This is a genomic window from Mycobacterium sp. RTGN4, from assembly GCF_033804635.1.
GTDB lineage: Bacteria > Actinomycetota > Actinomycetes > Mycobacteriales > Mycobacteriaceae > Mycobacterium.
This window is the reverse complement of record NZ_JAPZLB010000005.1, coordinates 374665-398892: the sequence shown is the minus strand read 5'-3', so window position 1 is coordinate 398892 and position 24228 is coordinate 374665. Positions and strand designations below refer to the sequence as shown.

General features: G+C 64.9%; 21 protein-coding genes and 1 tRNA gene. 17 read left to right on the top strand and 5 right to left on the bottom strand.

Translation table 11 applies throughout. From position 1 onward, the window contains the following. The first annotated feature begins 3 nt into the window (after positions 1 to 3). From SLQ30_RS13935 to SLQ30_RS13890, 10 genes are all read left to right on the top strand, one after another. The gene (locus tag SLQ30_RS13935; RefSeq protein WP_413468030.1) at positions 4 to 1197 is read left to right on the top strand and encodes an MCE family protein; all 1194 of its coding nucleotides are present in this window, start codon (positions 4 to 6) and stop codon (positions 1195 to 1197) included. Continuing rightward, a complete protein-coding gene (locus tag SLQ30_RS13930) occupies positions 1197 to 2756 on the top strand; it encodes an MCE family protein (RefSeq protein ID WP_319446865.1) in 1560 nt (519 codons plus the stop codon). The genes SLQ30_RS13935 and SLQ30_RS13930 overlap by 1 nt, the downstream gene beginning before the upstream one ends. Before the next feature lie 86 nt (positions 2757 to 2842). Further along, positions 2843 to 3334, top strand: a complete 492-nt coding sequence (locus tag SLQ30_RS13925; protein ID WP_319446864.1) for an Mce protein — start codon at positions 2843 to 2845, stop codon at positions 3332 to 3334. Then, entirely contained in the window at positions 3331 to 4332 is a 1002-nt protein-coding gene (locus tag SLQ30_RS13920) for an RDD family protein (RefSeq protein WP_319446863.1), read from the top strand. Before SLQ30_RS13925 ends, SLQ30_RS13920 begins: the two co-directional genes overlap by 4 nt. Then, positions 4329 to 4880 (top strand): mammalian cell entry protein, encoded by a 552-nt coding sequence (locus SLQ30_RS13915; protein WP_319446862.1) that lies wholly within the window; start codon positions 4329 to 4331, stop codon positions 4878 to 4880. Before SLQ30_RS13920 ends, SLQ30_RS13915 begins: the two co-directional genes overlap by 4 nt. 29 nt (positions 4881 to 4909) lie before the next feature. Then, positions 4910 to 5665: a mammalian cell entry protein gene (locus SLQ30_RS13910; protein ID WP_319446861.1), complete on the top strand. Its 756-nt coding sequence runs from the start codon at positions 4910 to 4912 to the stop codon at positions 5663 to 5665. 22 nt (positions 5666 to 5687) lie between these two features. Next, positions 5688 to 7262: a hypothetical protein gene (locus SLQ30_RS13905; protein ID WP_319446860.1), complete on the top strand. Its 1575-nt coding sequence runs from the start codon at positions 5688 to 5690 to the stop codon at positions 7260 to 7262. A 358-nt stretch (positions 7263 to 7620) separates the two neighbouring features. After that, a complete protein-coding gene (locus SLQ30_RS13900) occupies positions 7621 to 8505 on the top strand; it encodes an alpha/beta hydrolase family protein (protein WP_319446859.1) in 885 nt (294 codons plus the stop codon). Positions 8506 to 8815: 310 nt separating this feature from the next. After that, a complete protein-coding gene (locus SLQ30_RS13895; RefSeq protein ID WP_319446858.1) occupies positions 8816 to 9916 on the top strand; it encodes an ABC transporter ATP-binding protein in 1101 nt (366 codons plus the stop codon). Positions 9917 to 9923: 7 nt separating this feature from the next. Continuing rightward, positions 9924 to 10361, top strand: coding sequence for a hypothetical protein (locus SLQ30_RS13890; protein ID WP_319458317.1), 438 nt, complete (start codon positions 9924 to 9926; stop codon positions 10359 to 10361). A gap of 330 nt (positions 10362 to 10691) precedes the next feature. Here the strand turns inward: SLQ30_RS13890 and mobF are convergent, their stop codons facing one another. Continuing rightward, positions 10692 to 13508 (bottom strand): MobF family relaxase, encoded by a 2817-nt coding sequence (mobF, locus tag SLQ30_RS13885; protein ID WP_319446943.1) that lies wholly within the window; start codon positions 13506 to 13508, stop codon positions 10692 to 10694. A gap of 459 nt (positions 13509 to 13967) precedes the next feature. Between mobF and SLQ30_RS13880 the strand changes: the two genes are divergently transcribed. Then, entirely contained in the window at positions 13968 to 14183 is a 216-nt protein-coding gene (locus tag SLQ30_RS13880) for a helix-turn-helix domain-containing protein (RefSeq protein WP_319446856.1), read from the top strand. A gap of 562 nt (positions 14184 to 14745) precedes the next feature. Continuing rightward, on the top strand, positions 14746 to 15483 hold the full coding sequence (locus SLQ30_RS13875; RefSeq protein ID WP_319446855.1) for a site-specific integrase: 738 nt from the start codon (positions 14746 to 14748) through the stop codon (positions 15481 to 15483). 39 nt (positions 15484 to 15522) lie between these two features. On the opposite strand, the gene SLQ30_RS13870 is transcribed toward SLQ30_RS13875, so the two are convergent. The 3 genes from SLQ30_RS13870 to SLQ30_RS13860 form a co-directional block, all read right to left on the bottom strand. Beyond that, positions 15523 to 15596 (bottom strand) — tRNA-Leu (locus SLQ30_RS13870). A gap of 127 nt (positions 15597 to 15723) precedes the next feature. Next, complete coding sequence (locus SLQ30_RS13865; protein WP_319446854.1) at positions 15724 to 16338, bottom strand: dihydrofolate reductase family protein; 615 nt, start codon at positions 16336 to 16338, stop codon at positions 15724 to 15726. After that, entirely contained in the window at positions 16335 to 17042 is a 708-nt protein-coding gene (locus SLQ30_RS13860) for a TrkA family potassium uptake protein (RefSeq protein ID WP_319446853.1), read from the bottom strand. The genes SLQ30_RS13865 and SLQ30_RS13860 overlap by 4 nt, the downstream gene beginning before the upstream one ends. A gap of 62 nt (positions 17043 to 17104) precedes the next feature. Here SLQ30_RS13860 and SLQ30_RS13855 point away from each other — a divergent pair, with 62 nt between their 5' ends. From SLQ30_RS13855 to kdpA (SLQ30_RS13845), 3 genes are all read left to right on the top strand, one after another. Further along, positions 17105 to 18601 (top strand): potassium/proton antiporter, encoded by a 1497-nt coding sequence (locus SLQ30_RS13855; protein ID WP_319446852.1) that lies wholly within the window; start codon positions 17105 to 17107, stop codon positions 18599 to 18601. Positions 18602 to 18715: 114 nt separating this feature from the next. Beyond that, positions 18716 to 19333 carry a DUF6611 family protein gene (locus SLQ30_RS13850; RefSeq protein ID WP_319446851.1) on the top strand — a complete coding sequence of 206 codons (618 nt, stop codon included), beginning with the start codon at positions 18716 to 18718 and terminating at the stop codon, positions 19331 to 19333. A gap of 282 nt (positions 19334 to 19615) precedes the next feature. Continuing rightward, the gene (gene kdpA / locus SLQ30_RS13845; RefSeq protein WP_413468035.1) at positions 19616 to 21280 is read left to right on the top strand and encodes a potassium-transporting ATPase subunit KdpA; all 1665 of its coding nucleotides are present in this window, start codon (positions 19616 to 19618) and stop codon (positions 21278 to 21280) included. A gap of 53 nt (positions 21281 to 21333) precedes the next feature. Here the strand turns inward: kdpA (SLQ30_RS13845) and SLQ30_RS13840 are convergent, their stop codons facing one another. After that, positions 21334 to 22038, bottom strand: coding sequence for a hypothetical protein (locus tag SLQ30_RS13840; RefSeq protein ID WP_319446850.1), 705 nt, complete (start codon positions 22036 to 22038; stop codon positions 21334 to 21336). A gap of 429 nt (positions 22039 to 22467) precedes the next feature. Between SLQ30_RS13840 and kdpF the strand changes: the two genes are divergently transcribed. Beyond that, on the top strand, positions 22468 to 22557 hold the full coding sequence (kdpF, locus tag SLQ30_RS13835; RefSeq protein WP_319446849.1) for a K(+)-transporting ATPase subunit F: 90 nt from the start codon (positions 22468 to 22470) through the stop codon (positions 22555 to 22557). After that, positions 22557 to 24227, top strand: coding sequence for a potassium-transporting ATPase subunit KdpA (gene kdpA / locus SLQ30_RS13830; protein WP_319446848.1), 1671 nt, complete (start codon positions 22557 to 22559; stop codon positions 24225 to 24227). Before kdpF ends, kdpA (SLQ30_RS13830) begins: the two co-directional genes overlap by 1 nt. The last annotated feature ends 1 nt before the right edge of the window (position 24228 follow it).

Here is a 24228-nt window from a genome sequence, read left to right as displayed (position 1 = left end):
ATCATGAATTCGCTTGTGCGTGTGTCACTCAAGGGCGCCAGCGCCGCCACGAGGCGCGTGCGCCGCACCGTCTGGCAAGGCATCGTGCTGCTGGCGGTCATGCTTGCGCTCACTGCTTGCGGACAGTGGCGCGGCATCGCCAACGTGCCCATCCCCGGTGGACCGGGCAGCGGCCGGGGCTCCTACGTCGTCTACGTACAGATGCCGGATACGTTGGGCCTGACGCCCAACAGCAAGGTCCTGGTCTCCGACGTCTACGTCGGCCAGGTGCAAGAGATCAAGCTGAAGAACTGGGTCGCGACCCTGACGGTCGAATTGCAGAACGGCGTGCGGCTGCCCAAGAATGCGCGCGCGAAGATCGGGCAAACCAGCCTGTTGGGTACCCAGCACCTGGAACTTGCTGCGCCGGAACAGGCTCCATCAGCCCAATTGCTGGGCGACGGCGACACCATCACGCTCCAGAACTCCTCGGCGTTCCCGACCACCGAACAGACGCTGGCCAGCATCGCGACTCTGTTGCACGGTGGCGGCGTGTCCAACCTCGAGGTGATCTCGAACGAGGTCTACGACATCGTGAACGGCCGGGCCGACCAGATCCGTCGACTACTCGACAACATCGACACGTTCACCGCCAAGCTCGAAGAACAGATCGGCGACGTCACCCACGCCATCGACTCCGCCGATCGGCTACTGCAGATGGCGGCCGAACACAAGAGCACGCTGGACGGAGCGTTGACCGAGTTGCCACCACTGGTCAAGTACCTCAACGACTCTCAGGGCCGTGTTATCGACGCCGTCGAGTCGTTGGGTCAATTCGGGGCTGCGGCGGAAAAGACGGCGGACTCCACCAACACCAACCTCAACCGCAACCTGGTGTCTCTGCAACGGCCCTTGGCTCAGCTCGTCCGGGCCGCACCGTTCGTCGTGCCTGCGCTGAAGGTGGCGCTCACCGCGCCGTTCGACATCGACGCCGTCCCCAAGACCTTCCGGGGTGACTTCATCAACACCTCGCTGAACGTGGATCTCACGCTGAGTGCACTCGACAACGGGTTGCTGACCGGAACTCGATTCACTGGAGCGTTGCGCGCGCTGGAACAGTCCTGGGGTCGCGACCCGGCAACCATGATTCCCGACGTGCGCTTCACCCCAAATGCGAACGACGTGCCCGGCGGTCCGCTGGTCGAAAGGGGGCCGTAATGGTCACCAGATTCGTCCGGATCCAGCTGATCGTGTTCACCATCTTGACGCTGATCACGCTGGTGGTCCTTGGCGGCTACTACCTGAGGCTGCCCGCCGAGGTTGGCGTCGGGCAGTACACCCTGACGGCAGACCTCCCCGTCTCTGGCGGGCTGTACCGCACCGCCAACGTGACCTACCGCGGGGCCACCATCGGCAAGGTCACCGAGGTGGAACCGACGAAGTCCGGCGTCCGGGTGACGATGAGCATCGACGACAGTTACCGCATCCCCGTGAACGCCACTGCGAACGTCCATTCCGTGTCGGCCGTTGGTGAGCAGTACCTGGATCTGGTCTCCGACGGCGATCAGGGCAAGTACCTCAACCCCGGGCAGAACATCACCAAAGGCACGGCGCCCCAGGACATCGGCACCGCGCTGGACACCATCAATCGTGGGCTGAATGCGCTGCCGAAGGACAAGATCTCGGCGCTGCTCGACGAGACGTCGCAGGCGGTCGGCGGACTTGGCCCGACACTGCACAACCTGGTCGACTCCACCCAGTCTCTGACCGGCGAATTGCAGGACCACACCACCGACATCAACGACCTCATCGCGAAGTCCGTGCCACTGCTCAGCAGTCAATCCGCGTCCGCCGACGAGATCAAGCAATGGATTCACAACCTCAACGTCGTCGCGACGCAAACCGCCGCCAAGGATCCCGAGTTGAAGAGCGTGCTCAGCACCGCGGCTCCCACACTCGATGGCGCCAACAACGTGCTGGGTGGCGTGCGCGAATCACTTCCTCAGACGTTGGCCAACCTGGAGATCGTCACCGGACTGCTGCTGCGGTACCGCCAGGGCATCGAACAGGTCCTGGTGCTGCTCCCGCAGGTGAGTTCCGTTGCGCAAACGACCACGATGGCGTTTCCGGGAGAGGCTCACATCGACCTCGGACTAGCCATCAACCAACCTCCACCCTGCCTGACGGGCTTCGTGCCCGCCTCTCAATGGCGGTCTCCCGCCGACACCAGCATCGCGCCGCTGCCCTCCAACACCTACTGCAAGATCCCGCAGGACCAGAAGGCGAACTCCGTGCGCGGCGCCCGCAATATCCCATGCGTCGACGTGCCCGGCAGACGCGCCGCCACCCCGCAGGAGTGCCGCAGCGGCCAACCGTACGAACCACAGGGCACCAACCCGTGGTACGGAGACCCCAACCAGGTGCTGACCTGCCCGGCACCCGCGGCAAGGTGTGACCAACCGGTGAAACCGGGCTACGTGATCCCGGCGCCCACCATCGACACCGGACTCAACCCGATGCCCGCCGCCGGCCTACCGGGAACGCCACCGCCAGTGAGCGACTCAGCGTCACCGCCCGCATCGGGCAGCGTCCAATGCAGTGGTCAGCAGCCGAACCCGTGCACCTACACCCCCGCGGAAGCTCCGGGCGCGCCTCTGCAGAACCAATCCGGTGAGGTCACCGGGCCCGATGGAGTGAAGTACTCCGTCGACAATGCGATTGAGTCAGGAGACGACGGATGGAAGCGGATGCTCGCGCCGGCCGGTCAGGCTCCCTGATGGTCAGCGAAACCCCAGTCCCTCCGAAAGTTTCCAAAGCGACCGGGAAACCGAGTGGGCACGAAGCGAATGCTGCCACTGCTCGGGTGAGCCGGCGCTGGCCGTTGGCGCTCACGGTGATGCTTCTCGTGCTCGCTGCCGGCGCCGGATTCGGTGGTCATCTGGCGCTGCAGGCGCACCATGACAGCGACGCCCTCGACTCCGCCAACGTGGCGGCGCTCGCGGCCGCCAAGGATTGTGTAGCCGCCACCCAGCCGCCCAACGCGGCCGCGATTCCGGGAAGCCAGCAGAAGCTCACCGAATGCTCGACCGGCGACTTCGGGGACCAATCCGCCTGGTACGGGGAAGTTCTGGCCCAGGCGTATCAAGCGGTCGATGTCCGAGTGCGAGTGCCGGAGATGCATGCGGCCGTGGAACGCGACAACGACGACGGATCGATCGACGCGCTGCTGGTCTTTCGTGCCACCGTGTCTCAGACCGGGATGGCAGACCGGGAGAACAGCTACCGGGTACGCGTGAAGATGGTGCCCGTCAACGGCCAGTTCAAGGTCGCCAAGCTCGAGCAGGTGGCGAAGTGACGCTGATCGACACTCCACGGGCCGCCACGAGTACGAACGACGACGCGCTCGAGGTCACCACCAGCGCGAGCGAAGCGAGTGCGCACGCATCGTGGCGCGCACGCGCGGCGGCATTGATCTTGGATGTCGTGCCCGGTGCCGCGGTGTTCGCGACTGCGGTCTTGACCGCGTGGTCGGTGCCGCTGCGCGGAGGGTGGTGGTGGATGAGCGTCGGCATCGGCGTCAGCGCCGTGCTGTGGACGGAATTCAACCGGTGGCTGTTGCCAGGTGTCGGAGGACAAACGCTGGGCCGGAAGACTTTTGGCATCGCGGTCGTTCGATCCGGCGGATCGCCCGTAGGGCCGTGGACGCTCCTATTGCGAGATCTTGCGCACAGCCTGGACACCGTGCCTATGTTGGCGGGCTGGTGTTGGGCCATGAAGGCCACTCGCCGCCGAACGTTTGCCGACATCCTGTTGCGCACCGAGTCGCACCTGCGGATTACCAAGGGTGCCAACAGTCGTCGGGACCGCCGCCCTGCCGCGCTCCTGCTGATGACGGCGGCGATGCTATGCGCGGCCAACGCGACTGTGAGTTACATCGTGGTACGTCAACATGATCGATCGGTATCCGATGTCAGCGCTGAGATCTCCGCGCAGGGGCCGCACATGGTCGAACAGATCCTCAGTTATCACCCTGAGACCATCGAAGCCGACTTCGATCGGGCCCGGGCTCTCACCACCGACGCCTACCGTGGGCAATTGATCGCCCAGCAACAGGCAGTGCAAAAGGTTGGGCCGGAGCGCAACGAGTACTGGGTGACCGACAGCTCGGTGCTAAGCGCGATGGACGATCGCGCCACGATGCTGCTGTTCTTACAGGGGCAACGGGGACCCGCTCCCAGCCAGAGGTATCTCACCGCGTCGGTGCGCGTGACCTTCGTCGAGTCCGGCTCGACGTGGCTCGTCGACGATCTGACGGTCGTAACCAACCCGCCTGCCGCCCAGGGCAAGCCATGAGTCCGCGGCGCAGGATCGAACCGGGCTCATCCTCGCTCTTCGTAGGGCCGACGCGGCCTCGGCGGCGGTGGGCCTGGCCCGTCGTCGTGACCTTCGCCGCCACCGTAGCGGTCACGGCGATGGCGGTGTGCGCCCTGGTGCTCTCCGGCCACGAAGCACGAAGAGGAACAGAGATATACGATGCCGCCGCGCTCGGTTACGTGCGGTCCTTCATGACGGATTTCACTTCGCCCGATCCGTTCCACGCCAACGACTACGCCGACCGGATCCTGGCCCAAGCCACGGGTGACTTCGCCGACCAGTACCGCCAGAACGAGAACGAAATTCTCGTCGGGATCGCGCGGTCCGAACCCACGACCGGCGCCGTACTCGATGCTGGTGTCTCCCGGCGCAATGACGACGGCAGCATCGATGTGTTGGTGATCACGAAGTTCACGTCGAAGTCTCCTGACGGAACGTTGCAGGCGGAAAGGGCGAACCGATGGGTGGTCACAACGAAGCAGGAGGGGAGCCAGTGGAAGATCAGCAACTTGATCCCGATGGCGTGATAGTACGAGCACACGACCCCAGTGCACCTGTGACGACGGTGGCTGCCAGGGCCACGGCCGTCGGTCGTCGCACCCGCAGGCCGCAGAGTGGACCGGTCCCCAGTGGCAAGCGCGGACGTCGACGTCGCGCACTCTGCGCGGAGCGAGACTTCGTTGACGACGCCGACACCGCCGAAGCCACCTACGGTGACCACGACGAGCCGGTCTCTGAGAGCTCGAAAGACGTTCGGGCGATTGACGACTGCTCAGCCAGTGCCGACGGGCGGCGGCGATTCAGTCGGTGGCACACTGCATTGGCCGGCGCGGCGGCGGTCGTCTTCGTCGGCGCCGTGGCCTTTGCTGGCGCCGCGGTGCACACCTCCCTGGGCGACCGTGCGACGGCTGCGGCCCGTACCGATGTCGCCCGCACCGCAGTGAACGCAGTGACGACCTTGTGGACCTACACGCCTGAAACGGTCGACACCTTGGCTGATCGCGCGAGCCAGTACCTCAGTGGTGACTTCAGCGTGCAGTACCGCAAGTTCCTCGACGCCGCGGCCGCTCCAAACAAGCAGGCTCAGGTGTCCGACACCACCGAAGTCGTTGGGGTCGGGGTGGAATCGCTGAGCGGGCCGGACGCCGTGGCGATCGTGCTGACCAACACCACGGCGACGAGTCCGCTGACGAAGAACATCCCCTCCCTGAAGTACGTCGGGTACCGGCTGGCGATGAAGCACGAGGGTTCGCGCTGGCTGGTCACGAAGATGTCCACCGTCAGCTTCACCGACCTGACCCCGCAGCTCTAACCGCTCGAAGACGGAGGCATGCATGGCTCGCAAAGCGGTTCCACTCGCCTGGGCAGGAGTAGCGGTGGTCGGGGTGATCGTCATCATCCTGGTCATGTCGTGGCAGTTGTTCGCGCGACTGGGCGCCGCACAATCCATGGTGGATGACTTGAGCCCAGCGTTCACCGTCGACCGGGTCATCGGTGCCCGCGGCGGGATCGAAATGGTCTCGGCCGCTACCGATACCGGTGACGCGATGATGCACCCCGATGGCGCCGCAGCCGAGGTGCCCAAACTGGTCGACTTCATCGCCCAGCGCACCGGCAAGTCGCGCGACGACGCGCAGCAGCTGCTGCGCAACGGTTTTCCCGCCATCAACGGGTTTCTGACGTCATTGCCGTTGCCCGAGGTGAGTGCCGAACTGCCCAAACTCGTCCACTATCTGAGCACCGTGCTGCAGATCACCCCGGACCAGGTCGACGACATGCTGCAAAAGGACTACCCCAAGATCTGGCAGGTGTACGTCAACCTGCCGAAGCTCACCGCGGGGTGGGACGCCATCCCGGGCAGCGAAACCCTCACGCGGTTCGACGGTTCGCCCGTGCGCACGATGCCACAACTGCGCACCTATCTCAGCAAGGAAGTGGTGGCACCCGTCGAACGCCAGCAAGGCAACTTCCGCCCGTTGGGCGTTCGTGGCGGTGTGTGGTTTCTTCCGCCCCTGCTGCTGGTCCTGGGGGCCGCCGTGACGGCCTTCGGGATGACGATGATGATCAAGACCCGAAATGGCGTGAAGCGAAACAAGTTGCGGTACGCATGGGTGCTCGTCTCGGTGATCGGTCTCATCGTGCCCGGATTGGTGCTTGCGCTCAACCTCTTCCCGCGGCTGATCGGGGGGCAGGCGTTGCTCGACGACACGCGGCCAGTCTTCGCATTGGACCGAATCCATGGAGACCGCGCGGGTATCGAATTCATCTCGATCTTCGTCGATGCCTTGGGCCCGGCGGTGCTGCCCGACGGCGGGGTGACCGAGGAGTATCCGGCGTTGCTCGATCACGTCGCCACGCACGTCGGCATTCCCGTCCAGGACGTTCGCAACCTGGTGCACTTGGACTTTCCGCACGCCGCAAGGCTTTTGGATGGTGTGCCGTTCTCGGCATCGACTGCCGACGCGACGAAGCTAATCGATTACCTGGCTAGCGCATCGCATGAGGAACCCGCGCAGACGTGGCAAGCCCTGAAGGCTGAACTTCCCCAGACGTATCAACTGTTCACGAGTCTCAAGACCGTCAGCGACGGATGGGCGCAAGTACCGGGCACAGACAAGCTGACCCACTTCGACGGCTCGCCGTCACGCTCCGTCCCGCTGATCAGAGACTACTTTCGCAACGACGTCATTCCAGGCCTTGAACGACAGCAGCCGAACTTCGTAAGAGTCGACACGAACTGGCCACAACTGATCATCTTCGCGCCGCTGCTGTCGGCCCTAGGTGCAGCAGTGTTCGCCTACGGCTTCCTGATCCGTGCGCTGACGAAGAAACAACTCCGAAGACAGAACGAGTCGTCGAAACCGCCGCACGTCACCTCCGAATCACCGATTCCGGCGGACGCCAACTAACAGAGAACGGTTTCGGGCGCAGATGGGAGGCGCGGAATAAAGCCCGGCAAGGTGGACGCCGCTTGGATCGACAAAACCCAGGACCCCAATGACGTCAGCACTTGTCATGAGATGGAACGTTGGCATGAAGCATGAATAGCAACTACTCGAGCAGGCGTGCCCGGCCTAGTCGCAGGCGATCCGCCGGAGTCGCACGCAATGTGCACTTTTCGATTCACCGAGCCGCCAAGTGAAAACCTGGAGATGGCGCTGCACGGTGTCCACGGTCGCCCGGCAATCCTCCGGCGAAATGCACTTGCTTCGAACACCGACCTCGATCGCGCACACCCGTCGGCCGCCGAAATACTGGAGGGCTGCTATGAAACTAGGCATCACACCATTGCGAGCCGCGATGGTCGGCGCAATCGGAATCTGCCTGTGGCAGAGCGCGGTTGCGAAGGCTACAGGCGTCGAGTACCTGATCGTACCGTCGGCAGCGATGGGTCGTGACATCCCCGTTGCGTTCCAGCCCGGTGGCCCGCACGCGGTGTTTCTCCTGGACGCGTTCGACGCCGCCACGGATGTTAGCAACTGGGTAACCGCGGGTCATGCCCTGGAAACCCTTGTGGACAAGGGTATTTCGGTGGCTGCGCCCGCCGACGGCGCATACAGCCTCTACGCCGATTGGGAACAAGACGGCAGCCGTCAGTGGGAAACGTTCCTGTCGCAGGAACTACCTGATTGGTTGGCCGTCAACAAGGGGCTCGCTCGGGGCGGGCACGCCATCGTCGGCGCCGCCCAGGGTGGCACCGGTGCGCTGATGATGGCGGAGTTCCATCCCGACCGATTCCGGTACGCCGGATCGATGTCGGGCTTCCTGACGCCCTCGCGCACGGAGCTCAACGGGGCCATCACCGCGGGTCTGGCCAAGTACGGCGGGGTGAACACTCAAGCCATGTGGGGTGCGGCGCAGCTGGGCCGCTGGAAGTGGCACGACCCCGACGTACACGTGCAGTTGTTGGTAGACAACAAAACCCGGCTGTGGGTGTCCAGTCCCCAGACACTGGTGTGCAGCGATCCGGCTGCGATGATCGACTACTGCGACCAGGCCCAGGGCAGCAATCGCAGCTTCTACGCCCACTACCGGGCTGTCGGCGGCGAGAACGGGCACTTCGACTTTCCCGTCAACGGCAACCACGACTGGTCAACCTGGGGTCCCGAGCTCGCCGCAATGTGCAACGACCTCGCCAACACCATCAAATAGACGAGCGGCTGCGAAAAATGGACTCTGCACGATCAACGGCGAAAGCACTCACCGAGTCGGCGACGATGATTGGTCGCGGTGCCTTGTCGGCCACAGCGGCGAGCGCGGCATCGATGGCCCCTGTTCGGTGGCACTCGCCAACCGAATTTTGCGTCGCCGGCGCCGTCGACCTGACCAAGCCACTGCCCCGGCGTGATTCCGCTGTGCTGCGCCTGATCCGCTGCCACCGGGCAGCAGATATTCCACGACTCAGCGTCGGTGCATCGCCGGCGCGAACTGGAACAACACCGAATGGCCGGAAGGATTTCGCGTGGGTATCGGTATTCAGGTTGAGGGACTGACGAAGTCCTTCGGGTCCCAGCGAATTTGGCAGGACGTGACCTTCGATCTGCCCGCGGGTGAGGTCAGTGTGCTGCTGGGCCCCTCGGGTACCGGTAAGTCGGTCTTCTTGAAGTCGTTGATCGGGTTGTTGCGTCCCGAGCGCGGCAAGATCATCGTCGATGGCACCAACATCATCGAGTGCTCGGCCAAGGAGCTCTACGAGATCCGCACGCTGTTCGGGGTGATGTTCCAGGACGGCGCGTTGTTCGGGTCGATGAGCCTGTATGACAACACCGCGTTCCCGCTTCGTGAGCACACGAAGAAGAAGGAATCCGAGATCCGTCAGATCGTGATGGAGAAGTTGGACCTGGTCGGTTTGACCGGTGATGAGAACAAGTTCCCCGGGGAGATCTCCGGTGGTATGCGCAAGCGCGCCGGGTTGGCCCGCAGCTTGGTGTTGGATCCGCAGATCATCTTGTGCGACGAGCCGGACTCGGGGCTGGACCCGGTGCGTACCGCGTATCTGAGTCAGTTGTTGATTGACATCAACGCCCAGATCGATTGCACCATTTTGATCGTGACGCACAACATCAACATCGCTCGGACGGTGCCCGACAACATGGGCATGCTCTTCCGCAAGCATCTGGTGATGTTCGGTCCGCGTGAGGTGTTGTTGACCTCTGATGAGCCGGTGGTCAAGCAGTTCCTCAACGGTCGTCGTATCGGTCCGATCGGGATGTCGGAGGAGAAGGACGAGTCGACGATGGCCGAGGAGCAGGCGCTCATCGATGCCGGGCACCACGATGGTGGGACCGAGGAGGTCGAGGGGGTGCCGGCTCAGGTCAACGCCACTCCGGGGATGCCGGTGCGCCAGGCGGTGGCTCGGCGTCAGGCCCGGGTGCGCGAGATCATGCACACGCTGCCCCCGGCCGCTCAGGAAGCCATCCGCGACGACCTGGAGGGCGGCAACCTGCAGCGGTCGACCAGCATGGCAAACGGAAACGGCAACGCCGACGACGCCACCGCAAGTCACCGCGACGTCGACGACGCGTCGGTGGCGGTCATCTCGCAAGCAGCCAATGCCGATTAGCGACGACATGACCGACAACCCAACGTATCCCATTCAACCTGTCGATGTGCGCAGCACGGCCAACCGTTCGGTCAGCACACCTCTGGCGTGGCGGCGACGCATTGAGGAAGAGGTTGAAAGGTTTTTCGGCGCGATGCTTTCAGGTTGTGCCAGGCCCCACTGCTCGCTCGAGGGAGGTGACCATGACAGTCATCGGAAAGCTGTCTGCGGCGCACCTGCTCGAAAACCGGGAGCCCCTGTCGAGGCGATCTATGACCGCGCGCACGAAATCATTGACACAGCAGGCCCGGAAGCGCTCACCGCACGGGGCCTGGCCGCCGATTTGAAGATCTCGACGCGAACCCTCTACAAGCGCATCGGTAACCGGGCCGATCTAATCCGTGCGGTGGCCGAAAGATACCCACGCTCAGCATTAACAACTGCTTCAACACTGGTGGAGGGTTGAATGCAAACCGGGGGTCATCTTCGGACAATGACTCGGCCAGCGATGGCGTCGAATTCATGACGGGCGACAGTCGCCGTAATCGACTTCCTCAGAAATGAGCCCCACATGAGTTGCTGGTTGGTGTACACACGCGACCTCGGGAATGAGCTCGCCGTCAGGCCAGTCTCACTCTTGATCTCAGTAGAGAAAGTTCTCACGCGGTAGCGCGCAGCGGCCGGACCTTGCTCGAGCGGGATCGTCAGCCGTCTCGGCACGATGCCGACGCGTCATCGCGTGAACCCTGCGACTGCCAGGAGATGGCGACGAGTCGGCACGGCGTCGATCGTCGTTCTAGAGCTCGAGTCCTTCGTCGACGTGAAGGCTGCGACTGGCGTGCCGCGCACGGTTTTTGGTGAGGTCCTCTGCCATCGTGCGCATCGACTGACGCCATGCTCCGTATTCGATTTGTCGCTGCTGGATGTTCGTCTGTCGTTGCTGCATCAGGTCTTGGACCTGTTCGGGTAGCGCGTTGTTGGGGGTGCGGGTGGCGTAGTCGTGTGCGGTGACCGGTGTTTCGTCGGTGTGGGCGATGAGGTTTTGCAGGGTGTGGGCGGCATCGTCGGGGGCTGCGCGCCACAATTGTCGAGCGGACGCGTCAGGCGCAGGTGCGTATTCGTGTTCGGTGGGGCGCTCGTAGAGGTAGGCGGTGTTGGTGTCGCGGCCGCGGGTCATGGCGACGTAGAGCAGGTTGCGGGTGGTGGTGTCGCCGAGTACGGCGTGGGTGGTGTCGGCGGTGGCGCCTTGGGCGGTGTGCACGGTGGCGGCGTAGCCGAGGGTGACGTGCTCACGGAGGTAGTCGCCTTCCAGGGTGGCGTGGGCGCCGTCGCTGAGGCGTTGGGCGGCGAGCCCATGGTTGGGCGGGTCGACGGCGATGACGCGCCAGCGGTTTCCGTTGCGCACTACGTGCTCGGGGGTCGGTCGGCCGGCGGATTGGTAGAGCTCGATGGTGGGGTCGTTGCGGCGGGTCAGGATGAGATCCCCGACGGCGATGGCATGCCCGCGAGCGGCCGACACTGTGTCCGCATCGGCGGCGATGATGTCGTTGTGCAGGCGCTGGTTGAGCGCGTCGGCCATCTCGTTGGTGTCACACACCAACATTGCGTCCTTCCCGGCGGCCACGTCGGCGCGATAGGCCGACAGTGCGTCGGTGGCCATCGCGATCTGGTCCCCGGCGTGCAGCCGGTTCTCGCGTTGGTACCACCGCGCCGCCCGGGCGACGGCGGCCGGGTCGCCGTCGCGCAGCGCCAGCGAGGCGGTCCGTTCTTGCGGGTCGTGCATCCGCCACACTTCGGAGAGCTGTTGGGTCCAGGGCAGGTCGGATTGGAGTTGGTCGAACATCCCGCCGCGGGCCTTCACGGGGGCGAGTTGGTGGGCGTCTCCGACGAGTACGGTCTTGATCCGCGCCTGGGTGGTGGCGGTCAGTAGCCGCCGTAGGTCGTCGGTACCGACCATGCCCGCCTCGTCCACCACCACCAATGTATTGGGGCGCAGCTGCAGTTCCTTGGTGCCCAGCATTTGCAGGGCTTTGGCGATGGTGTAGCCCTGGTCGCCGGCGCCTTCGCGCAGTGCGACGTCGACGGCTTGACCGGTGGGGGCCAGCACGAGCACGCGGTGGTAGCAGCGTTCCGCGGCGGCGCGTAGCGCGCGCATCGAGGTGGTCTTGCCCGCGCCGGCCGGCGCGGACAGCGGTTGCACCAGCCACGGGGATTCGGCGATCCTGCGCACCGCGCGCGCTTGTTCCGCGGACAGCGCGGCGGTGTCGGGGTCGCGCTCATCCAGCGCCCACAGTCGGGCGCGGTCATCGCGCGCGTCGACCAGGTCGAGCACCGCGGCCTCTTCGGCGAGGATGACTTCCAGGGTGAACCGTTCGTGGCCTTCGCGCTGATGCGCGGCCCGCGGCCCGGTCAGCCGCACCCCCAGGTCGTCGACCGCGGCTTCGACCACCGCGCGCGGCGTCTGCGCGCCGTCGATGGGGAGTTGCGCGCCGATGATCTCGATCAGGTCGGCGCGGGTGAACGCGGCCTTCTCGATGTGCGCGGCCGCGTGCGCCAGGCGCGCGGAATCGAACGGGACGCGCGCGGCCGCGCGGCGCGCCGCGCGCGCCTCCACTACCGGTGCGCGGTCCAGGCGCAGCCCGCGCGCGTCCACGCGCCACTGCGCTTGGAGCGCGGACCAGGCCAGCTCTTCGGGCTTGCCCGGGCGAGTGGCCTTTTGCGCGGTCGCCAGTTCCGCCGATGTCGGCGACTGCCCATCAGCAGCCAGATGCTGGGCGGCCCAGTCCCGCAACTGGCTGGAGCGGCGCGACCAGGCGGTGATGGTGGCGCGGTCCACCCCAGCGACTTCGGCCATCCCCGTGGCGGGGTCGACCGGCGCCCACTCGAACCCCAGCGACTGATGCAGTTCGCGGCGCAGAGTCGCTTGATAGATGACGCCGGCCGCCTTAGCTTCGTGATACAGAGAGGTTCCGTCGAGGGACACCAGGACGCCGTCGGCGCGGGCTTGCCGGTTCGGCACGATCACGTGGGTGTGCAGATGCGGATCCCCGCAGCGCGACGTTTCGTGCTGATACGCGATCGCCACCAGACCGGGTAACCGGACCAGGTCCTTCTCCTCGGTGACCGGGTTGTGCACCCGGGTGTACCCGGCATGCTGGGCCAGGTACTCCATGGCTTCGGACAGTGCGGTGGTGTGCGCCGCCGCGATGCCCTTGCCCACCACCTCATCCGCACGCAACGCGCGGAGCAGCGAGACGCTCTTGGGTGCGCCGAACGTCAGATCGAAACCGTGCACCCCGCGCACCCCAAATCTGCGGCCCCGCGCACCATTCGGGGCGACGCCGTCGTCGAGCCACCGCGCCACCACCGCCGGATCCGCTGCGCCGCCAGCGCGTTGCACGTCAGTCAATCCCGTGAGTACCGCGACGCGGTGGGTATCGCCGGCGAGCAGCCACGCCGGGGTTCGGGTTTCGTACTCGGTGTAGTACTCCCCCAGGCCGCCGTTGGCGCGCTGCAGATCCGCCGTCGCGCGCTGCGCGGTGTTGGCGGTGTCGATGTAGTAATTGATCGACCACCGCTTGAGTTTCGAGATCGTCAACAACAGCGAATCCATCCACACGCGGGGCGTCGGCACCTGCTGGGCCACAACCAGTCTCGCACCCCTGTGCAAATGTGCCAAGAGGATTCAAGGGTGTGTCGAAGAGGTGACCCAGGGTGAAATATGTTGAGGCGCTGTGGTTTTAGATGATACAGGTAGGGATGCGTTGGGACGGCTGGACGGTGTGGCGATGGCGGGGCGGACATGAGATTGAAGGGCAGGCAAGGTAAGAGGAGCGTCGCGACGACGATCGCGCCAGTTCTCCGATCAGCCGCTACTGCAGCCTCTGCATCGGTACGAGCAACTCGCTCGTCTGGCTCTCCTCTGCACCGGCGGAGGCAACCGCCAGAGGTATCTCCTGCCCAACGCTGTCGCGAAAAAAGTGCACGGAGCAGTCGGTGGGGCGAATTACAGTGGTGGAACCTCCATATCACAAGGCGGACCACATGACGCGCACCTATTCCAGAGCTTGCGATGACAGATCCGATCGAATCTGAAGCCGCGCTTTCAGGAACCCACCGGCTCCTGACGATTCCGGAAGCCGCAGGTGCACTGCGGATCTCCCGATCCTCGATCTACCGTCTGTTCGAATCCGGTGAGCTTGCCTGGGTACAGATCGGAGCCGCTCGCCGCGTCACCTCCGCCGAGATCAATCGCTTCGTCGCCAAACACACCGAAGCGGCATCTTGACGGTGCATGCTGCTATAACGGTGGTCGAAGCACCCGCCGCCGGATGACTGCCGGCGATGGCGTGCGGGTTCGACTGTCGCGCCATCGCATCGTGCACAGGTAGGTGGAGATGACCAAACGACAACAGCTGCCGCCGCAGATCAAGAAGATTGAAGTCGCGGACCGTAGCACGGGGAAAAGCGTTGTCCGTTACCAGTTGACGGTCGATGCCGGCCATGACCCAGAGTCCGGAAGACGACGACAAGTTAGGCGCCGATTCACCACCGAAGCCAAGGCGCGAGCCGAGCTAGCAGCTCTCCAGGCCGGCGTCGCGGCAGGCACGTATGTCCACGTAAGCAGACTGACGGTGACTCAAGCGTGCGAGTCCTGGCTCTTGTCCAAGCACGCATTGAAGCCGTCGACCGTTGCAGGCCACAGAGTCTCACTCGGACCGATACGTTCTGAGCTCGGACACATTGAGCTTCAGAAACTTACAAAGGCCGACCTGGACGGCCTGGTTGCGCGACTGCGCCGCGGGGACGTTACCGGCCGCAGAAAGTGGTCAGCCCGGTCGGTGAACTACATGCTCTATCTCTGCACGGCAGTTCTCGAAGACCAGGTGGCGCAGGGAAACGTCGTGCGCAACGTCGCCAAGCTGGTCGACAGGATCGCAGGCGAAGCGGGCGAGATGCGCACGCTCACCGAGCGCGACATGTTCCGCATCCTCGATCACGAGTGCCGCGACCGACATCTTTGGACACTGGCACTGTACGGACTACGTCGCGGAGAAATCGCCGGACTGCGTTGGACGAACGTCGACCTGAAGACACAGACGGTCAGGGTCGCGGAGAACCGCGTCGCCGTCGGCAAGCAGATCCTGTCCGGAACGCCCAAGTCCAAAGCCAGTACACGGACGCTCCCCATGCCCGCCGAGGTGGTCGACGTGCTCCGCGCCGCCCGAAAGCGCCAGTCCGAGGAGAGGTTGGCATTCGGCAGCGGGTACGGGTCGGGCGAATACGTCGCGAGCGATGAGGCCGGACAGCCCTACCACCCAAACCTGCTCACGTTCCGATGGGGACGGATGCTCGACGGGCTCGGCATCGAGCGGGTACGGCTCCACGATGCGCGACATTCGTGCGCGACGCTGATGCATCTCCGGCATGTCCCGATCGCGGTTATCGCCGCGTGGCTGGGCCACGCCAGCGCCGCCTTCACGCTGTCCGTCTACGCCCACAGCCAGGACGACGCGCTCAAAGCTGCGTCAAGCAGTTTCGGACGTGTTGTGACAACTCGTGACACTGAGACCGGTTCCCAGGGCTGAGGTTACAGCTTTAAAATCTCTCTACCAGCACTTTATCGGTGCCCCCAGTCGGACTCGAACCGACACTGTGCGGATTTTAAGTCCGCTGCCTCTGCCAATTGGGCTATGGGGGCTTGGCATCCCGGACGGTAATTCATCCGGCGTTCACGCCCGAAACTTACCCTCTCAGCAGCGGGCAGCCGAAGCGCGCTACCAGCACGTTGACGTCACAGCGGATTGCTGAAGCCAAGCCGCAAGCGCTCACCGGACGACGCGGTAACGCAGGTGGGCCACCCCCGGGGCTTCGAGCACGCGGGCTAGCTCGAGTGCTGGTTTGCCCGCCTCGAACCCGTCGAAAAGCCGCTCCCCCGAACCGAGTATCACCGGGCTGACCTGAAGGTCGATCTCGTCGACGAATCCTGCCGCGATCGCCTGGTGGGCGCAAGAGGCTCCTCCGGCAATCGAGATGTCTCGGCCACCAGCAGCCGCCCTGGCCTTGGCGTACGCCGACGCGATGCCGTCGGTGACGAAGTGAAAGGCGGTCCCACCCTCCATCTCGATCGGGTCGTGTGGGTAGTGAGTCAGGACGAACACCGGGCAGTGGTACGGCGGGTCCTCACCCCACCAGCCCTTCCAGTCCGAGTCGCCCCACTCGCTACGGATTGGGCCGAACATGTTGCGGCCCATGATCGTCGCGCCCATGCCGTCGATCATGTCGGCAACCACCTGCTGGTTCACGGGATGCTCCTTGGAGGGCCCCAAGTGCCAATCGTGAAGACGAAGGCCGCCGACGCCGAGCGGATGGTCCTCGGACTGGTCCGGGCCGGCCACGAAGCCGTCGGCAGAGATCGACATCGAAAGGTTGGTTCTGGTCATCGGTCGCGCTCCTCAGCCACCCGAAGGGATTCCCCACCGAAGACGGCCGAGCGCACCGAACCCTCCGCGGCGCTGTCGGAGATGAACAACATCTCGTCGCCCGCCTCGAGCACGTCCTGCAGGGTGGGAATGATGACCTCGCCGGCTCGAAGCAACGTCACCAAGGCAGTGTTGGCGGGCAGATCCAAGGCTCCTACGGGCTGGCCGACCAGTGGATTGTCCTCGGGCAGAGTCAATTTCGCCAAATCCGCCTTGCCACGTCCCAGTCCCATCAGACGGATCAGGTGGCCGACGTCGATCGCGCCCTCCACTCCGGCGACCATCGCGTCGGGCGTCGAGACCGCCACGTCGATCCCCCACGCCTGCGTGAACAGCCACGCGTTTCGGACCTCGTTGATCCGCGCCACCACCCGCGGTACCCCGAACTCGGACTTCGCCAGCAGGCCGACCACGAGATTGGCCTTGTCGTCTCCGGTAGCGGCGATCACCACGTCGCACGTCTCCGCGCCCGCTTCCTCCAGAGTGCTCACCTCGCAGGCGTCGGCGAACAGCCAGTCCGCCTCGGGCACGGTGTGCGGTTCGAACTTGCGGTATTCGCGTTCGATCAGCAGGACTTTGTGGCCGTAGCCGAGCAACTCGCGCGCGACGGACCGGCCGACATTGCCTGCGCCGGCGATTCCGATGCGTGTCTTGCGCTGCGTCACACAGCCATCCTTGCCCATGCGGACGGTTCGGGGCGATCGCCCGACCTGAAATACTGACGGCAATGACCCTGGAGCAGCTGTATCTGGCCTTGCTGATCGGCGGCTTCGTGCTGCTTGCCAGCATCGTCGGCACCCGGGTGGCAACCGGCGTCGGGTTCCCCAGCCTGCTCCTGTTTCTCCTGGTCGGGGTCGTGCTCGGCGAGGACGGGCTGGGCCTGCAATTCGACAACGTCGAACTGGCCCGCAACATCGGCACCGCAGCACTGGCCGTGATCCTCGTCGAAGGCGGCTTGACCACGCGATTCGCCGATGTCCGGAAAGTGCTGGCACCCGCGGGTGCGCTGGCGACCATCGGCGTGGTGGTCAGCATGGGGATCACCGCCGCGGGCGCACACCTACTACTCGGCATCGACTGGCAGCTGGCCCTGCTCCTCGGAGCCATCGTGTCGTCCACCGACGCCGCAGCGGTGTTCTCGGTGCTGCGGGTACTGCCGCTACCACGCCGCGTCGCCGGCCTGCTCGAGGCGGAGTCCGGGTTCAACGACGCGCCCGCCGTCATCCTCGTACTGATGTTCAGCACGATGCCGTTCGTGCTCGAGCCCCAAAGCGCGGTCGCCGACCTGGTGTACGAGTTGATCGCCGGTTCGGCCATCGGATTGGCTTGCGGATTTCTCGGCGCCATCACGCTTCGGCGCATCGCGCTTCCTGCTTCGGGGCTCTACCCGATTGCGACGTTCGGGTTGGGGATCGTGGCATTCGCCGCGGCCGGTGCCGCCCACGCCAGCGGGTTCATCGCCGCATACCTGGCTGCAGTGGTGCTCGCGAACTCCGGGCTGCCACACCGGTCGGCCACCCGGTCGTTCGCCGAAGGACTCGGCTGGCTGGCGCAGATTGGGCTGTTCGTCCTGCTCGGGTTGCTCGTCGATCCCAGCGAGTTGGCGAGGGACCTGGTGCCCGCGATCGTCATCGGGCTGGTGCTCCTGCTGGTCGCTCGCCCGATCTCGGTAATGGTCTCGTTGGCCGGATTCAACGTGCCGCTGGGCGAGCAGGTGTTCCTGTCGTGGGCGGGCCTGCGCGGCGCCGTGCCCATCGTGTTGGCGACCTTTCCGATCGTCGCGGGGGTTCCTGACAGCCATCGGCTGCTCAACATCGTGTTCGTCCTGGTGGTGGTCTTCACGTTGGTTCAGGGCCCGAGCCTGCGGCCGGTAGCGCAGGCGCTCAATCTGATCCCGCGCGATTCGCTTCGCGAGATCCAGGTGGAATCGGCGCCCCTAGACGTGCTCGACGCGGAACTGCTGACGATGACGGTGCAGCCGACGTCCCGGTTGCACAACGTGACGGTGATCGAACTCCGCCTGCCCGACCCCAGCGTGATCACGTTGATCATCCGGGACGGCCACACCTTCGTCCCACTGCCCGACACCCGGATCGAGGCCAACGACCAACTGCTGATCGTCACCACGTCGACGACACGTGCGGCCGCCGAACGCAGGCTTCGCGCCGTGAGTCGGCGGGGGAAACTGGCGTACTGGTTCGACGAATACGGCGAGTCCGACTGAGCCGTCGGGCTCAGGCATTGCCGGTGAAAGCAAAACGTAAAGGTTCGCCTCATCGACGTAAGGAACGTGTTGGGCGGGTGCGCTCCGGGTGAGCCGCGGCGTAGATCTAGACAGGTGAACGACAGCCTCAACGAAATCGGCGATGATCGCCGGCGCAATGAGCGGATGGCCCCGCACACAGACCACGACGAATTGGCAAGGCCGACACGGGCGGCCGACCGCTGGTGGTACCTGATGCTCGACGGCAGGCGCGCATGGGGTTCGCTCGACATCTCACCCACCCGGTACGGTGTCACCCGCTACCAGTTGACCGTTTTTCCGCCCGGTATCGATTCCGCCGAACGGCGCCTGCTGCGCGCGTGGCGGGCGTGGCCCACGTGGGGGGCAGTGCTTTGGCTGCTGACCCAGATCGCCTTGGGCAGCGTCGCGTCTCCCGCGATGGCGTTCATCATCTCGACCGCGGTGTACCTCGGCATCGGCGCGGTGCTGTTCCGCCGGGTGGCCAGTGTGCGCACTCAAGTCCGCGGAGTCTGCGTCGTCCGCATGGCCGGCTTCGCCGATCCCCGGGGAGCAGCGCTGTACGCGGAACTGTGCTCGCTCACGGCAGCGCTCGATGACGCCGACACCCGGCTCCAACAAGGTGTCCTGTCGGCAGCGGGCCACGAAGCCGCTTGGTGGCAGGTCTATGACCGGCTCAACCCCGACGCACCGGCAGAACAGGGCTCGCGATGACCGGCGCCTGCGATCCCAGCCTGACCGACATGTTTCAGGTCCTCGTGCTGCTGGCGATGCCCGCGGCCGTCCTGCTGGCACTGCGCTTTGTCAACCGGCGAGATGAGCGAACTCGGCGACGCAGGTCCAGAGGACGACGAGGTACTGCTAACGCCGCCGGCAGTACTGGACCACTTTGGCTGGATTCGAATCATCTTGGTATATAGCATGATTGAACTACCGTCGGCCTGGAAGTCGCGGTCCGGATCCTGCGCCACGGCGTAGGAGGAGTCTGCCATCGACATTCACCATTGGGGTCCCGCGGCGTGGCTGCAACTCGGTGCCGTGATAGTTCTCGTCGGCGCCTTGCACGTTCCGCTCGGCAACTACATGGCCCGGGTCTACACCACCGGAATCGACTGGCGGATCGAGAAGATCGCCTACCGCCTGGTGGGAGTGGATCCGACCCGCGAGCAGAAGTGGGCCCGCTACCTAGGATCGATCCTGGCGTTCTCCGCGGTCAGCATTCTTGGGCTCTATGGCCTGCTGCTGGCGCAGGCGCACCTGCCACCTCCATGGGGACACCCAGGAATGACCCCGGCGCTGGCATTCAATACGGCGGTCAGCTTCGTCACCAACACCAGCTGGCAGAACTACGCCGGTGAATCCACCCTCGGTCATCTCGGGCTGGCTACCGGACTGGGTGTGCAGGCGTTCGCCAGCGCCGCGGTCGGCATGTGTGTCGCGGTCGCGCTCATCCGCGGCATCGTCGCTCGCCAAGCTGACCAGCTCGGCAACTTCTGGGTGGACTTGGTCCGCAGTTGCGTGCGCATCCTGCTACCGATTGCGTTTCTCACAGCGGTGCTCCTGGTCGTGCTCGGCGTGGTGCAAAACTTCAACGCTGCAAGGGAATTCGGTACCGCGGCGGGCGGTTCTCAGACCCTACTGGGCGGCCCCGTCGCCTCCTGGGAGTCGATCAAGCTGCTGTCCGGCGATGGCGGCGGAGCGTTCAACGTCAACAGCGCGCATCCCTTCGAGAACCCCACACCGGTTTCGAACGTCATCGAAATCGTTGCGATGCTGCTGATTCCGGTTTCCTTCGTGCGGATGTTCGGGGTGATGGTCGGCGACAAGCGTCAGGGCTGGGCGCTGCTGGCCGTCGTGGCGGTGCTCTTCGCGCTCGGCACGGCCGCGATCGGGTTCAGCGAATCGCTCGGGCACGGCACCGTGACTGCTGCGGTCGGATCAGCCGCCGAGGGCACCGACACCCGGTTCGGCATTCCCGGCAGCGCCATCTTCGGACAGGCCGCGACCGCGTCGGCCGACGGTGCCGCCAACTCCTCCTACGACAGCTTCACCAGCCTCGGCGGGGCGGTGCTGATGGCGAACATGATGCTCGGCGAAGTCAGTCCCGGCGGGTCGGGCAGCGGGCTGTACGGGCTGCTCGTCGTCGCGCTGCTCGCGGTGTTCTTGGGCGGCCTGATGATCGGCCGCACACCGGAATTCCTGAAGAAGCGACTGGGCGCGCGTGAGATGAAGCTGGTCAGCCTCATCATCCTGACCGCGCCGATCGCGGCGCTAGTCGGCACCGGCATCTCCGTCGCCTTGCCGATGGGCGTGAAATCGATGGGCAACCCCGGCCCACACGGGCTCTCCGAACTGCTATATGCCTTCACCAGCTCCGTCGCCGGCAACGGCAGTGCATTCGCCGGGTTCACCGGCAACACCGGGTGGTTCAACGTCGTGCTGGCGATTGCCATGATCGTGGGCCGCTACTTGCCGATGATCTTCGTGGTGACGCTTGCGGCCAGTCTGGCCCGACAGCGCCCAGGAGTGGTGACCGCCGGGACGCTGCGCACCCACAGTCCGGTTTTCGTGGGTCTCATGATCGGCGCCGTGCTGATCGTGGTCGGGCTGGAGTTCTTCCCTGCCCTCGCGCTCGGACCGCTTGCTGAAGGCGTCTCCTGACGGCGGCTCGCCAGACCTGCTGGACCCCAGAGGGTTTCAGCATGCGACGGTGCCTACGTTGAACTTGGATCCGGGGTGAACGCTAGGCTTGGCCGCGGGAAGTGGCGTCGGGCGCAACTGTCTTCGACCGCCGTCTCGATCACCGTTGCCACGACCCGAGGCGAATCCCATACCCGGCCAGCGAGACTCAGCCGAGTCGGGAGGATCCCTCGACGCAAGTGGAGGTGAGCCATCTGCGCGATCATCATGTCGACGGCCACGGCGTATCGGTGCGCCCCGGTCGACCGCGAGTCCAGCTGGAAGTGGAGCCCGACCAAGGCAAGCCGGCGCGATTCGCATGTCGCTGCGATGGCCTCGTCGGCACGGTCCATATTCACGTCGACGAGGACCTGTTGGCGTCGCTGGGCGCAGTGCTCCAGGATGGCGACCTGCTCGCACGAGTCAACGACGAACTGGCGGACGTCGTCGTTCAGTGCGCAGCGGATGGGACCCCATTGCGCACGGTCGCCAAACACGACCAGCCGCGACGGCTCGATACCCGACGCAATCGCCAGCGCCAGTTGACTACCGGAGTGTGCGGCAACGGCGAGACCGTGTTTCCTCACCCACCGCGCCGTGCCGGGCGTCTCCAACCGATCGGCAGGGCACACCAGGCCGATGCCGGGCATCGCCTTTCGATAACGCGCGTACAGGTGCGCGGTATCCGATTCGTCGGTGGTCGCTGTCCGGGCGGGACGGACGAGCTCCGAGAGTGTCATCCATCAACGGTGCCCCCGATTCGACCGTCACGACCGTTTCCTTGCGCTCTGTTGACGACGTCGGGCGCAACCATGACGACTTCTTGACGTTGGCAGCGCCGCAGTGCGATTTGTGGTGTTTCAGCGCCGCTCAGCGCCGCTGAGACTCCACAAATCGCAGGGTCCGTAAAGACCGCCGGAGCGGCTCCCACCTCGGGTTTCGTGTCGTGGGCCACCCCTGGTGCAAGGACCTCGTAAATGAAGAGCGCATGGGCGTCAAGAAACCGTCAAGGCCGCCGGATTCCGTAAATTCCGCGCGTTTACTTCTGAGTCGGCCCGCCTGCACGGGCGTGATTGGAATGGAGACGTGATGTCCGTAGTGGTGTACATCGTGCTGACGGTGGCGATATTCGCCCTGCTCGGCCTGGTGCAGAAGTTGGTCGAGGGACTGTGAACTTCGACAACGCAATCGGCTTGGTGCTGGCGATCGGGCTGGCCCTGTTTCTCGTTGCCGCACTGCTCTTCCCGGAGAGGTTCTAGTGAGTAGCACCGTCGCGGGGCTCATCTTCCTCGCCCTTCTCATCGTGGCGCTCGCCGCCGTGCACGTGCCGCTCGGCGACTACATGTACCGGGTCTATGACTCCGACAAGGATTCTCGCGTCGAGCGGGTGATCTACCGGCTCATCGGCGCCGACCCCAAATCGGAACAGACGTGGGGCGCCTACGCCCGCAGCGTGCTCGCGTTCTCGGCGGTCAGCGTGCTGTTCCTGTTCATCTTCCAACTCGTTCAAGGCAAACTGCCGCTGCATCTGCACGACCCCGGCACGCCGATGACGCCTGCGCTGGCCTGGAACACGGCGATCAGCTTCGTCACCAACACCAACTGGCAGGCCTATTCGGGTGAGAGCACCCAGGGGCACCTCGTTCAGATGGCCGGCCTTTCCGTCCAGAACTTCGTCTCGGCAGCCGTCGGCATGTCCGTCGCCGTGGCCCTCGTCCGGGGGTTCGCGCGTCGTCGCACGAACGAGCTCGGCAACTTCTGGGTTGACTTGGTACGCGGCAGCATTCGCATCCTGCTGCCATTGGCGTTGGTCGCTGCGGTCATCCTGCTCGCCGGCGGCGCCATCCAGAACTTCCACCTTCACGACCAGGTCGTCAACACGCTGGCCGGTGCCCAACAGACCATCACCGGTGGTCCGGTCGCCAGCCAGGAGGCCATCAAGGAACTGGGTACCAACGGCGGCGGCTTCTACAACGCCAACTCGGCGCACCCGTTCGAGAACCCCACCGCGTGGACGAACTGGATCGAGATCTTCCTGCTGCTGGTCATCAGCTTCTCGCTGCCCCGCACGTTCGGCCGCATGGTCGACAGCAAGAAGCAGGGCTACGCGATCGTCGCCGTCATGGGCACGATCGCGCTGATGAGCGTCACGCTCATGAGCATCTTCCAACTGCAGGCGCACGGCACCAACCCGACGGCGATCGGGGCGGCCACCGAGGGCGTCGAACAGCGGTTCGGGGTGTTCAACTCGGCGGTGTTCGCCGACGCGACGACGCTCACCTCGACGGGAGCCGTCGACTCGTTCCACGACTCCTACACCAGCCTCGGCGGCATGATGACGATGTTCAACATGCAGCTCGGCGAAGTCGCGCCTGGCGGAACGGGTTCCGGGTTGTACGGCATGCTGATCCTCGCGGTGATCACGGTGTTCGTCGCCGGATTGATGGTCGGCCGGACGCCGGAGTACCTCGGCAAGAAGATCACGCCGCGCGAAATCAAGCTGGCGGCAAGCTATTTCCTCGTCACGCCCTTGCTGGTGCTGGTGGGAACGGCGACGGCCATGGCACTGCCCGGCCAACGGGCCGGCATGCTGAACAGCGGCCCGCACGGCTTGTCGGAAGTCCTATACGCGTTCACCTCCGCGGCGAACAACAACGGCTCAGCATTCGCCGGCATCAGCGTCAACACCGAGTGGTACAACACCGCACTCGGACTGGCCATGGTCATCGGCCGCTTCCTACCGATGATCTTCGTGCTGGCGTTGGCCGGCTCCCTTGCCCGCCAGGGCAGCACACCGGAGTCCATCGGCACGCTGCCGACACACCGGCCACAGTTCGTCGGCATGGTCGTCGGCGTCACCGTGATCCTCGTTGCACTCACCTTCCTACCCGCCCTCGCACTTGGACCCCTCGCTGAAGGAATTCACTGAA

What these genes read in the sequence shown, in the direction of transcription:
- SLQ30_RS13935 (WP_413468030.1), top strand. Translation starts at nt 4, where the DNA reads ATGAATTCGCTTGTGCGTGTGTCACTCAAGGGCGCCAGCGCCGCCACG.
- SLQ30_RS13930 (WP_319446865.1), top strand. Translation starts at nt 1,197, where the DNA reads ATGGTCACCAGATTCGTCCGGATCCAGCTGATCGTGTTCACCATCTTG.
- SLQ30_RS13915 (WP_319446862.1), top strand. Translation starts at nt 4,329, where the DNA reads ATGAGTCCGCGGCGCAGGATCGAACCGGGCTCATCCTCGCTCTTCGTA.
- SLQ30_RS13905 (WP_319446860.1), top strand. Translation starts at nt 5,688, where the DNA reads ATGGCTCGCAAAGCGGTTCCACTCGCCTGGGCAGGAGTAGCGGTGGTC.
- SLQ30_RS13900 (WP_319446859.1), top strand. Translation starts at nt 7,621, where the DNA reads ATGAAACTAGGCATCACACCATTGCGAGCCGCGATGGTCGGCGCAATC.
- SLQ30_RS13890 (WP_319458317.1), top strand. Translation starts at nt 9,924, where the DNA reads ATGACCGACAACCCAACGTATCCCATTCAACCTGTCGATGTGCGCAGC.
- mobF (WP_319446943.1), bottom strand. Translation starts at nt 13,508, where the DNA reads ATGGATTCGCTGTTGTTGACGATCTCGAAACTCAAGCGGTGGTCGATC.
- SLQ30_RS13880 (WP_319446856.1), top strand. Translation starts at nt 13,968, where the DNA reads ATGACAGATCCGATCGAATCTGAAGCCGCGCTTTCAGGAACCCACCGG.
- SLQ30_RS13875 (WP_319446855.1), top strand. Translation starts at nt 14,746, where the DNA reads ATGCTCTATCTCTGCACGGCAGTTCTCGAAGACCAGGTGGCGCAGGGA.
- SLQ30_RS13865 (WP_319446854.1), bottom strand. Translation starts at nt 16,338, where the DNA reads ATGACCAGAACCAACCTTTCGATGTCGATCTCTGCCGACGGCTTCGTG.
- SLQ30_RS13855 (WP_319446852.1), top strand. Translation starts at nt 17,105, where the DNA reads ATGACCCTGGAGCAGCTGTATCTGGCCTTGCTGATCGGCGGCTTCGTG.
- SLQ30_RS13840 (WP_319446850.1), bottom strand. Translation starts at nt 22,038, where the DNA reads ATGACACTCTCGGAGCTCGTCCGTCCCGCCCGGACAGCGACCACCGAC.